Source organism: Methylobacterium sp. WL18 (assembly GCF_008040015.1).
Taxonomy (GTDB): domain Bacteria; phylum Pseudomonadota; class Alphaproteobacteria; order Rhizobiales; family Beijerinckiaceae; genus Methylobacterium; species Methylobacterium mesophilicum.
In genome coordinates, this window is sequence record NZ_VRVD01000123.1 from 1 (window position 1) to 9,809 (window position 9,809).

At 68.7% G+C, this 9,809-nt stretch carries 13 protein-coding genes and 1 pseudogene; 7 read left to right on the forward strand and 7 right to left on the reverse strand.

Annotated features, from left to right (window positions below):
- Positions 1–172 precede the first annotated feature (172 nt).
- The 4 genes from FV228_RS11730 to FV228_RS11745 form a co-directional block, all read right to left on the reverse strand.
- Positions 173–451, reverse strand: coding sequence for a PilZ domain-containing protein (locus FV228_RS11730; RefSeq protein ID WP_246693890.1), 279 nt, complete (start codon positions 449–451; stop codon positions 173–175).
- A 190-nt stretch (positions 452–641) separates the two neighbouring features.
- Entirely contained in the window at positions 642–1,400 is a 759-nt protein-coding gene (locus FV228_RS11735) for a phosphatase PAP2 family protein (RefSeq protein ID WP_147854786.1), read from the reverse strand.
- A 31-nt stretch (positions 1,401–1,431) separates the two neighbouring features.
- A complete protein-coding gene (locus tag FV228_RS11740; RefSeq protein ID WP_147854796.1) occupies positions 1,432–1,950 on the reverse strand; it encodes a 2'-5' RNA ligase family protein in 519 nt (172 codons plus the stop codon).
- Positions 1,951–1,977: 27 nt separating this feature from the next.
- Complete coding sequence (locus tag FV228_RS11745) at positions 1,978–3,084, reverse strand: spore photoproduct lyase family protein (RefSeq protein ID WP_147854797.1); 1,107 nt, start codon at positions 3,082–3,084, stop codon at positions 1,978–1,980.
- Positions 3,085–3,241: 157 nt separating this feature from the next.
- On the opposite strand from FV228_RS11745, the gene FV228_RS11750 reads away from it, so the two are divergent.
- Positions 3,242–4,195, forward strand: coding sequence for a hypothetical protein (locus tag FV228_RS11750; RefSeq protein WP_147854787.1), 954 nt, complete (start codon positions 3,242–3,244; stop codon positions 4,193–4,195).
- Here the strand turns inward: FV228_RS11750 and FV228_RS11755 are convergent.
- A complete protein-coding gene (locus tag FV228_RS11755; RefSeq protein ID WP_147854788.1) occupies positions 4,189–4,413 on the reverse strand; it encodes a hypothetical protein in 225 nt (74 codons plus the stop codon). The genes FV228_RS11750 and FV228_RS11755 overlap by 7 nt on opposite strands.
- A gap of 235 nt (positions 4,414–4,648) precedes the next feature.
- On the opposite strand from FV228_RS11755, the gene FV228_RS11760 reads away from it, so the two are divergent.
- The 6 genes from FV228_RS11760 to FV228_RS11785 all read left to right on the forward strand — a co-directional run bounded on the left by FV228_RS11760 (position 4,649) and on the right by FV228_RS11785 (position 9,116).
- Complete coding sequence (locus FV228_RS11760; protein WP_147854789.1) at positions 4,649–5,623, forward strand: glutathione S-transferase family protein; 975 nt, start codon at positions 4,649–4,651, stop codon at positions 5,621–5,623.
- A 92-nt stretch (positions 5,624–5,715) separates the two neighbouring features.
- Positions 5,716–6,183: a hypothetical protein gene (locus FV228_RS11765; RefSeq protein ID WP_147854790.1), complete on the forward strand. Its 468-nt coding sequence runs from the start codon at positions 5,716–5,718 to the stop codon at positions 6,181–6,183.
- A 72-nt stretch (positions 6,184–6,255) separates the two neighbouring features.
- Positions 6,256–7,170 carry a thioredoxin gene (trxA, locus tag FV228_RS11770; protein ID WP_147854791.1) on the forward strand — a complete coding sequence of 305 codons (915 nt, stop codon included), beginning with the start codon at positions 6,256–6,258 and terminating at the stop codon, positions 7,168–7,170.
- 61 nt (positions 7,171–7,231) lie between these two features.
- The gene (locus tag FV228_RS11775; protein ID WP_147854792.1) at positions 7,232–7,897 is read left to right on the forward strand and encodes an LON peptidase substrate-binding domain-containing protein; all 666 of its coding nucleotides are present in this window, start codon (positions 7,232–7,234) and stop codon (positions 7,895–7,897) included.
- 13 nt (positions 7,898–7,910) lie between these two features.
- Entirely contained in the window at positions 7,911–8,117 is a 207-nt protein-coding gene (locus FV228_RS11780; protein ID WP_147854793.1) for a Trm112 family protein, read from the forward strand.
- 609 nt (positions 8,118–8,726) lie between these two features.
- The gene (locus FV228_RS11785) at positions 8,727–9,116 is read left to right on the forward strand and encodes a hypothetical protein (RefSeq protein WP_147854794.1); all 390 of its coding nucleotides are present in this window, start codon (positions 8,727–8,729) and stop codon (positions 9,114–9,116) included.
- 6 nt (positions 9,117–9,122) lie between these two features.
- On the opposite strand, the gene FV228_RS11790 is transcribed toward FV228_RS11785, so the two are convergent.
- Positions 9,123–9,485 (reverse strand): STAS/SEC14 domain-containing protein, encoded by a 363-nt coding sequence (locus FV228_RS11790; RefSeq protein ID WP_147854795.1) that lies wholly within the window; start codon positions 9,483–9,485, stop codon positions 9,123–9,125.
- A 77-nt stretch (positions 9,486–9,562) separates the two neighbouring features.
- Positions 9,563–9,809 (reverse strand): annotated as a pseudogene (locus FV228_RS11795) (primosomal protein N'); the annotation flags it as partial.

Sequence of the window (9,809 nt, forward strand, 5' to 3'; positions counted from 1 at the left end):
GCCTGGGCCGGGCTGCCGAGGCCGGCACCAGCCAGGGCGCCTCCCGCGGCCAGGAGGGTGCGTCGTGAGAGCCGGGTGTCGTCCGCCATGAGCCTCGCCGTTTCGCTGAATCCTGGTCACGACACCGAATCGCCGCCGCGTGGCACGAACGTCCGCGATCGACGCTGTCCCGTCAGTGAACGCCGGCTGGTGCCCGGTCGTTTCCAGACAGCAGCGCGGCGCGCAGACGCGCGACCTCCGACTTGCTGTCGGCCAGACGACGGGCGACGACCTCCGGCTCGGACGCCGCCCGCGTCGCCTCGAAACCGAGGCCGATCATCGTGCCCGCCCGCCACGCCACCCAGGCGCGGCAGGTCTCGTTGCGGCACGGAATGAACAGGTCGAAGCAATCCGGCAGCGTCACCTTGGGCAGGACGCCGATCCTGGCACCGTCGAGGGAAACGTCGCGCACGATGCAGTCGATGTCCGGCAGAAAGGCAGCGGTCCGAACGCGTCCGCCCAGGCAGACGCGGCGGCGGGCGGTTTGGCGACGCTCGATCACGATCGCTGTCCTCAGGTTATCGGTCGTTCCGACAACCTCACTTGAGGCCCAAGGGCACCCTGAGGCCCACCTTAACCTCCGGTTTACCTTAATCGCCCGGTCAGGCGGGCGGCGGGGGATCGGGCGCCTCCACCTCGCCCCGCCGCTGAAGCTGGAGGGCGACGAACCAGCACAGCGATGCCCAGGCCGCGCCGATGCACCAGCCGGCCAGTACGTCGCTCGGCCAGTGCACGCCGAGATAGATCCGGCTGAGCCCGACCAGCAGCGTCAGGCCGACCCCGAGCCCAAGCACCAGGGCCTTCGCGCTGCGATTGCGGTCGAGCCGGGCGATCAGGGTCGCCAGGGTCAGGTACGCGATGGCCGACATGGTGGCGTGGCCGCTCGGGAAGCTCGCCGTGAACACCTCCATGCCGTGCGGGACAAGGTCCGGCCGGGGCCGCTGGTAGAACAGCTTCAGCACCGTCGAGATCAGCTCACCGCTGCCGACCGCGGCGAGCACGAACACGCTGATCCGCCGGCGTCCGGAGACCGCCAGGTAGGCCGCCACCGCGCAGGTCAGGAACAGCACCGTGAAGACGCTGCCGAGCCCGGTAATGTCGCGCATCGTCTCTTCGAGCCAGGGCGGCCCGATCGGATCGGATAGGTCGGCGGGATTGCGCAGGGCCAGCAGGATCTTGCGGTCCAGGGCCGCGGTCGAACCTTCGCCGACCTCGTGGGCGAGGTAGAAGAAGCCGTAGCCGAGGATGCTGACCCCAAGCAGAGCCACGAGGGGCCCGACCTCGTTCAGTCGCAGGCGCAGCCAGACCGACATCGCGCGTCCGGTCAGGGGATTGCGCTGCAGGCCACCCGGCGCCCTCATGGCGCTCCCCTGCCGGTCAGCGTGAGAACCATCAGGCATTCTCCCCGAAGGCCAGCGTGGCGACGGGCTCCCAGGGACCGCCGAGATAGCGCCACAGTCGCGTCGCGGGCGCGGTGAAGTGGAACGGCGCGAAGCCGGCCGCCAGGTCGGCGTGGAGCGCCCGGGCCTTGTCGGGGGTGACCTTGTTTTGCACGGTCACGTGCGGCCGCCAGCCCTGCCGGTCCTGCGCGGTGAGGTAGGGCTCAAACGTCTTCGCCAGCCGCGCCCGGAAGTGCGACAACGACTCGGATTCGAGGACGTAGGCCACGCCCCGGCCAGTGAAGCGCAGACCCGTGACGGCGACTCCCGGGGCCGGAACCGTGCGGGCGAGCGTCGTCACCGCCTCGATCACGCCGCGCTCCCGGTCCCCCGGCAGGTGGTGGAACAGCGTCGCATGAGCGGGAATGAAGTTCAGGGCCTCCGGAAAGTTGCGTCGGCGCTCGCCGTCGAATCGCGCGAAAGTCGGCTCGTCGAAGGCGAGCGTCAGGATCAGGGGGGCCGCGTCATGCATGAGACGCGACATGGAGCCCGAACCGGCTCAGGTCCAGTAGAGCACCCGCGCGGCCGGTAGATCGCGGGCGAGGCGATCCGTGAGATGCGCGCGCATCGCCTGCATCAGGGGCTTCGGGAAGACGTGCTTCACGGTGCCGAACTTGGTGCGCTTCTCCACGCGGTCGGCCTCGTCGAGGGGTAAGTCCGAGCCCGGGTACCAGCCGCGCAGGACCGCCTTCGAGATCGGCGTGAAGCGGTGGGTGATGAGTTCGGCGGTCAGGTCCAGATCAGGGATGCCGGCCAGCGCGTCGGCGGCATCGCGGATCAGTCCGGCATAGGCCGCCTCCCAATCGGGCACCGGAATGATCGGCGCGATGGTCAGGCCCACTGGATAGCCGGCCCGGGCCATCGCGCCCATGGCGGCCAGCCGCGCGTCGAGCGGGTCGGTGCCGCCCTCGTAGCGGGAAGCGGGACGGGCATTGACCGAGAAGCGGATCCGCGTGCGCCGGTTGTGCGGCAGGTCGAGGAGTGGGGCGACGGCGGCGAATTTCGTGGTGAAGCGCAGCTGCACCGGCGCGTCCCAGGCACCGAAATGCCGGATCGCCGCCGAGAGCGAGCCGGTGAGATGCTCGATGCCCAGAGGATCCGTGTAGCAGGACGCCTCGAAGGTCGTGCCTTCGTGGGCGCGCTCCGTTGAGGCGGAGGTCACGGCGCCCTGGCCGGCATAGGCCGCCAGGTTGTCCAGGATTGCATCGAGATTGGCGTAGGCCCGGGTCACGGGCGGCCCCTGGAGCGAGCCGGCGAGGTAGCAATACTGGCAATGGGCCGGGCAGCCCTCCGCGAGGTCGAAGCGCCAGTCGGCCGAGGGCGGGATCGGCTGCAGCCGCAGCTTCGTCGGCGGCGCTACCGTGATGGCGAGGGTCGCCTTGGCGGCGGTGTAGGCCCGGCGCGGATCTGCGTCGCGTAGGCCGGTGAGGCGGTTTGCGGCGAGCCGCTCAACCGGCAGCCCCATCGCCTCGGCCCGCGCCACAATGGCACGCCCATGCGCGAAATCCAGCGCGGCCGGGGTCACCAGCACCCGGCGCGGACGCCAGAGGCGGGCCGGACGGGTACGGGCCGAGTCTCGGCTTTCGGCCGGCGAGGGGGCGGGCATCAGGGCGGCGCTGGACGACATGTCGGTCGAACGCGTGCGATCCCGGACGGGTCCGGCCTCGGCGCCCCGGCAGCGTGCGGCCGAAGCGCTCGTCGGGCCGTCGGCCCGGCACCGTTCCCGATTGCAAGGTGGTCGGGAACGGCTCTAAAGCACCGCCATGGCTGCAGGCAGGGAGAGCGTACATGTCGGCCGCGACGGATGGCTGTTCCTCATCGGCGGCACCAACCGCGTCCTGGACCGCTACCGGGGCGGGTTGCGGCACTGGCTGCTGCTGCGCGGCTGGACGCGACTGATCGAAGCCCGGGCCCGGCGCGCGGAGCGCCTCGGGATCCGCTGCCTGCATGTGATCGTTCCGGAGAAGCTGTCGGTCTACGACGACAAGACCGACGGGCTGCGCTACGCCCCGGGCAAGGCTTCCACCCGCCGCCTAGCTCGGCGCCTGGCCCGGCATCCGGCCTATCTCGATCTCCTGGCGCCCCTCCGGGCCGGGCGCGACGGCCCGGTTCCGCTCTACCTCCGGACCGACACGCACTGGACCATCCAGGGCTGCCTCCTGGCCTATCGCGAGATCATGCGCGCGCTCGGGTCGATCCCGCCGGCCGATATCGGCGCGCGCCCGCAACTCGTCACCGAAGCCGTGATGGATCTCGGCGAGAAGCTCAGCGAACGTCCGCGGGAGCGGCTGGAGCGGTTCATGCTGCTGCGCGACGCCAAGCGGGTCGAGATCGGCCCGCTGCTCGCCGCCTACGAGGCGCAGGGGCGCGACCGGGAAGCCCATGTCGGCGCCCACGTCGTCTTCCGGAACGAGACGGAGGACGCCGACCCACGCCGCCTCGTGCTGTTCGGCGATTCCTGCGCACATTTCGACCCGTTCCTGCTGACCGGGCTGCTGGCCGAAAGCTTCCGCGAGGTTCACTTCGTCTGGTCGGCCAGCCTCGATTGGGGCTACATCGAACGCGTGCGCCCCGACATCCTGCTGTTCGAACTGGCCGAGCGATTCCTGGCGCGGCTCCCGCGGGACGATTTCGACGTGGCGGTCTCGGGCCAGCGCGGGACCGGCGGGCGCCTCGCCCAGATGAACGGCGCCGGGCGCGCCGCCGCAGCTCAGTAGATCGCCGGATCCAGTCTAGCGAACTCGGTGATGCTGGCCCCCTGATACTTGACGAAGGATTCGGGGGCGCAGGCGATCCCGATCATCAGCACAAGCAGGGTGGCAACGCAGGCGAGCGTCGCCGTGACCACGTCCGCATGCCGCCGAAGGGTGTGGATCAGCAGGCACCCCAGGGTGAACAGGGCCGCCTCAGCGACGGGCACCAGCGCGAACGACATCTCTCAGCTCCATCCAGTCTCCCGCCGGACCATGAGCGCTGCGATTGCGCAGCAGCGGGCGGGTGGCCGGAAAATGGCGGATTATGTTGCGCTGCAACAGAAGGAAGTGCGCAAGCCTGCGTTGCACGAGGCTCGGGCGCAGACCGGAACCGGGCGTGAGGACGCCGCCTGCCCCTTTCCGCAGACGCACGGGCTCCCATCTCGCCCTGGTGACCATCTGAACCGGGACATCACCATGGGCCTCCTCGTCGACGGCGTCTGGCGCGACCAGTGGTACGACACCGCCTCGACCGGAGGTCGGTTCGAGCGGAAGGCCTCGTCCTTTCGCAATTGGGTGACCGTCGACGGCGCGCCTGGTCCTTCAGGGGAGGGCGGCTTCAAGGGCGAGCCCGGGCGCTACCACCTCTACGTCTCGCTGGCGTGCCCGTGGGCCCACCGCACCCTGATCGGGCGCGCGCTCAAAGGCCTGGAGGAGGCGATCACCGTCTCGGTGGTGGATCCGCATATGGGCGCCGAGGGCTGGGTGTTCGGCGACACCCCGGGGGCGACGCCGGATCCGATCCATCACGCCAACCGCCTCTACGAAGTCTACTTGGCGGCGGATCGGTCCTATACCGGCCGCGTCACGGTACCGGTGCTATGGGACCGCGAGCGCGGCACCATCGTGTCGAACGAATCCGCCGAGATCCTGCGCATGCTCAACGGTGCGTTCGGGGGAACCGGGCCGGACCTGTACCCCGACGACCTGCGCACCGAGATCGACGCGATCAACGAGCGGGTCTACGACCGGGTCAACAACGGCGTCTACAAGGCCGGCTTCGCCACCGCGCAGGACGCCTACGCGGCAGCCTTCGAGGCGCTGTTCGCCGAACTCGACGCGCTGGAAGAGCGCCTCGATCGGGGCCGCTATCTTTGCGGCGCCAGGCTGACCGAGGCCGATATCCGCTTGTTCACGACGCTCGTGCGGTTCGATGCCGTCTATGTCGGGCACTTCAAATGCAACCGGCGCCGGATCGCGGATTATCCAAATCTCTCGAACTATCTGCGCGACATCTACGCGCTTCCTGGTGTGGCCTCGACGGTCGATCTCAGGCACATCAAACGGCATTATTACGAGAGCCACCCGAGCATCAATCCGACCAGGATCGTACCGCTCGGTCCGGAACTGGATCTTACAACGCCCAACGATCGTGCTCTTCGGTTCGCTTGAACGGAGACCGATCACGCCCGGCAGACCCGCCTCCCTCGACAGACCGCTCCGAACGCCTAGTTCGACGGCAAACGGAGGAGACCCTGCCCGCCATGAGAAACCGACTGCGCCTCGCATTGCTCTGCGCTCTCCTCGGCCTCCCCTGTACGGCGCACGCGCAGGCCGCGCTCCGGCTCGAAGGGTCGTGCGAGAAGCTCATCGTCAACGGGCAGGATCTCAGCGCGTCTTGCAGCGGCGTGCTGATGAACGCCGTGAACCGCAACCGCACGAGCTTCGACTTCTCCGCCAAGGATGGCCAGACCGTCAGCTTCAGCGGCAACGGTGCCCAGCAGGAGGCGACCGAGGAAACCGACCCGCTTCAGCCGATCAACCTGGTGATGGTGGGCAAGGACGGGACGCCGACGCTGGCGATCGGCGCCTGCCGCTTCTCCGCCCCGGAGCCGGGCCGTACCGCGATCACCTGCGAGGCCAGCACGTCGGACGGGCGCACCTTCGCGGGAACCTTCGTGACGGCCGCCAAAGCTGCGGAGAAGGGGACACCCGGGGCGCCTGCCCGGTGAGTTTGGGCTGGTCAGACCCCGTTCGAAGCCCCATCTAAGGCGCTCCACGAAAAAAGTTCCGAAGCCAGGCCAATGCTGAATGACACCCTTGCCGGCGGCCCCGCCCTGGCCGGCGACACCGATGCCCTGATCAAGGACACGACCACCGCGGGCTTCCGGCAGGACGTCATCGCCGAGTCGATGCACCGGCCGGTCCTGGTCGATTTCTGGGCGCCGTGGTGCGGCCCCTGCAAGCAGCTCACGCCCGTCTTGGAGAAGGTGGTCAAGGCGGCTCAGGGCGCCGTCGCCCTGGTCAAGATGAACATTGACGACCATCCCTCGATCGCGGGCCAGCTCGGAATCCAGTCGATCCCGGCGGTGATCGTGTTCCAGAAGGGCCAGCCCGTCGATGGCTTCATGGGCGCGGTGCCGGAGAGCCAGATCAAGGAGCTGATCGACCGCGTCGCGGGCCCAGCCCAGGATCCGGTCGAGCTGGCGCTCGCAGACGCCGCCGCCCTGATCGAGGAGGGCGACCTCGCGGGCGCCTCCGAGATCTACGCCGCAATCCTGGAGCAGCAGCCCGACAACGTCGCGGCGCTCGCCGGCTTGGCGAAGATGCAGCTCGACGCGGGCGAGATCGAGAACGCCAAGCGCGTGCTGGCGATGGTCCCGGAGGCCAAGGCCGCCGACCCGGCCCTCACCGGCGTCCGTGCCGCCCTGGAACTCGCCGAGCAGGCTGCCTCGCTCGGCGACCTTGCGGGGCTGCAGCGGGAGGTCGAGGCCAATCCGGACGCCCACCAGGCACGGTTCGACCTCGCCCTGGGTCTCGCCGCCGCGGGCGAGCGTGGACAGGCGGTCGATCACCTGATCGAGCTGCGCAAGCGCGACAAGGAGTGGAACGAGGATGCGGCGCGCAAGCAGCTCCTGCAGTTCTTCGAGGCCTGGGGCGTGATGGATCCCGACACGATCCGGGGCCGGCGCAAGCTCTCGGCACTCCTGTTTTCGTAACATTACGGCTCGCCCTGGGGCGGATATGCCGCCCCAGCATCAGGCCCATCCGGGAGGCGCCATGAGCACCCATGCGAGCTACAAGGGCCCGGCGGATTGCCCCGCCGTCATCCCGGTCTTTCCGCTTCCCGGCGCGCTGCTGCTGCCACGCGGCCAGATGCCTCTGAACATCTTCGAGCCGCGCTACCTGTCGATGATCGACGACGCGATGCGCACGGATCGGGTGATCGGGATGATCCAGCCCGATCCGGAAGGGTCGGGGGCGGCGAACCCCAAGCTCTACCGTGTCGGCTGCGCCGGGCGGATCACGCAATACGCCGAGACCGGCGACGGCCGTTACCTCGTCTCGCTGACCGGTATCAGCCGGTTCCGGGTCGAGAGCGAGCTGGCCTCCACCAGCACCTACCGCCGCTGCCATGTCTCCTACGAAGACTTCGCGGTGGACTTCGAGCCGCGGGCGGGCGAGGAACAGGTCGACCGCGACGGCGTCCTCAAGGCGTTGCGCGACTTCGTGGAATCGAACGATCTGAAGGTGGATTGGGACGGGATCGACGAAGCGCCGGACGAGGCGCTGGTCAACGCCCTCTGCATGATGAGCCCGTTCGGCGTCCGCGAAAAGCAAGCGATGCTGGAGGCCCCCGACCTGAAAACCCGGGCGGAAATCCTGATCGCGGTCACGCAGATGGAACTGGTTCGCGGCTCCGGCCCCGAGCCGACGATGCAATAGGCTCGCACGACCGATGACCAACGACCTCACAACCACCGTCGAGGCGACCCGCGTGGACCCCAAGCTCCTCGAGATCCTGGTTTGTCCGCTGACCAAGGGCACGCTCGAATACGATTCCGCCCGCCAGGAGCTGATCAGCCGCTCGGCCAAGCTGGCCTACCCGATCCGCGACGGCATCCCGATCATGCTGCCGGAAGAGGCGCGCTCGCTGACGGATTGAGGGCCGAGGTCAGGATTACGCAACTGGATCGGTTTGGCCGCGCTACTCTTTGAGCCTCAGTTTCCTTCTCGCTTCTTGTTCGAACTACAGCCTAGCAGGTCTTGAAGCACAGGCGCTCCTGCCAGCCGCGGGGTGCCCCTTATCCCGTGCGCGAGAAGGTTGGGGTAAGAGACGAAATCTTTCCGGAAAAGGCGCATCCCTCGCCCTGTCCCTCTCCCGCACGGGAGGGGGACCCACGCCGCATCCTGAGATGCGTGCGACCGGGAACCCCGGAGGTTGGTACGCGGGCGCCTCAACGGCTTTCATCCATCAGCGATCTGAGCTCTGAGAGCTGACCTGGCGGACCATTGCCGCGAGTCAGGATGTGCATCGCTCACGATACGGTGTTCGCATGAACGCCCGCCCGCTGCGCCAATACCGCCAAGCAATCGCAAAACGCAGCGTGGCTATTCCTGCGCCATCCGCCCGCGGATCCTGATCTCACCTCAAAAATACGTGCGGCCATACTCTTGCCGCTTCTCTCATTCAGCATCGTGTCATCCTCCATCGACGAGTGTGACCCGGCGCGCCATGACGGGCGGCACGCGCTTTGCTGAAAGAGATACCTGCATGATCAAGCTGGTCGCCGCCGCGGCTCTCGCCGCCGGCCTGTCCTCCGGCGTATCGCCGTCGGCCCATGCCGCACAGGGCGCGAACAACGGGACGTGGTCGGTGGAACTCGTGACCGAGAGCGGCCTGTGCAGCGCCCGCTACACCTACGCCCTGGCGATCCGCGGGGGCCAAGTGCAGCTGGTCTCGGGCGAGGCGGGGGCCCGGGTGAGCGGCCATGTCGGCGCCGACGGCAGCGTCGGGCTCGCCGTCACCAACGGGACGGCGAGCGGGACTGGAACCGGGCGGCTTCAGGCCGGCACCGGCTCGGGCACTTGGAAGGTCGCCACCCTGTGCTCCGGCCGCTGGACCGCGCGGCGCAGGAACGACCGCACCGCGCAGGCCGACTGACGACGGTCAGGCGGCGCCGGCGAGCCAGGTCCGCGCCTCGGCGAGGCGGGCGCGCTCAAACACCTTGATCTGGGTCGGCGAGACGAAGTTGAAGGTCTCGGCCAACGCCTTCAGCCAGGGCGCATCCGTCACCAGGGCGACGTGGCTGACGCTCTTCATCATCGAGATGCCGAAGCGCGGGTCCTTGAAGAAGGCCGCCGGCTCCATGCCCTCGAAGGCGCGGATATCCTCGAGCAGCTTGATCTTGCCGCCCTTGTCGAGGTCCGCCTTCATGGCATTCATCGCGGCGTTCATCTCCTCGTCGGAGATCTTGCCGTCGACCACGATCTCGGCGACGTTCGAGTCCGGCGTCTTGGTATAGCTCAGCACTGATCGCTCCTCCGGGAACCGCACGCGTCCCGCCGCCGGGTTCCGGCCGCGGGTCCGCTGCCCGTGGCCGCACTGTCTTACAAAAAGCTCTGCGGGTCGACATCGATCGCGACCCGGACGTTGCCGCGCACCTTCGGGCCGCGGGCGATCCAGGCGCGCAGATAGGTCTGCATGTCGATGTTGCGCTCGGTCTTCACCAGCAGCCGGAAGCGGTAGCGGCCCCGGACCAGGGCGAGCGGCGCCTCTGCGGGCCCCAGAACCATCACACCCTCCGGCGGGTCGGCGGCGCGGGCGAGCGCCTGTCCGTGCGCCTCGGCGACCTCC

Excerpts from the sequence above, each read along its gene's own strand:
- FV228_RS11735 (WP_147854786.1), bottom strand. The coding sequence starts at position 1,400 with ATGAGGGCGCCGGGTGGCCTGCAGCGCAATCCCCTGACCGGACGCGCG.
- FV228_RS11740 (WP_147854796.1), bottom strand. The coding sequence starts at position 1,950 with ATGCATGACGCGGCCCCCCTGATCCTGACGCTCGCCTTCGACGAGCCG.
- FV228_RS11745 (WP_147854797.1), bottom strand. The coding sequence starts at position 3,084 with ATGCCCGCCCCCTCGCCGGCCGAAAGCCGAGACTCGGCCCGTACCCGT.
- FV228_RS11750 (WP_147854787.1), top strand. The coding sequence starts at position 3,242 with ATGGCTGCAGGCAGGGAGAGCGTACATGTCGGCCGCGACGGATGGCTG.
- FV228_RS11755 (WP_147854788.1), bottom strand. The coding sequence starts at position 4,413 with ATGTCGTTCGCGCTGGTGCCCGTCGCTGAGGCGGCCCTGTTCACCCTG.
- FV228_RS11760 (WP_147854789.1), top strand. The coding sequence starts at position 4,649 with ATGGGCCTCCTCGTCGACGGCGTCTGGCGCGACCAGTGGTACGACACC.
- FV228_RS11765 (WP_147854790.1), top strand. The coding sequence starts at position 5,716 with ATGAGAAACCGACTGCGCCTCGCATTGCTCTGCGCTCTCCTCGGCCTC.
- trxA (WP_147854791.1), top strand. The coding sequence starts at position 6,256 with ATGCTGAATGACACCCTTGCCGGCGGCCCCGCCCTGGCCGGCGACACC.
- FV228_RS11775 (WP_147854792.1), top strand. The coding sequence starts at position 7,232 with ATGAGCACCCATGCGAGCTACAAGGGCCCGGCGGATTGCCCCGCCGTC.
- FV228_RS11780 (WP_147854793.1), top strand. The coding sequence starts at position 7,911 with ATGACCAACGACCTCACAACCACCGTCGAGGCGACCCGCGTGGACCCC.
- FV228_RS11785 (WP_147854794.1), top strand. The coding sequence starts at position 8,727 with ATGATCAAGCTGGTCGCCGCCGCGGCTCTCGCCGCCGGCCTGTCCTCC.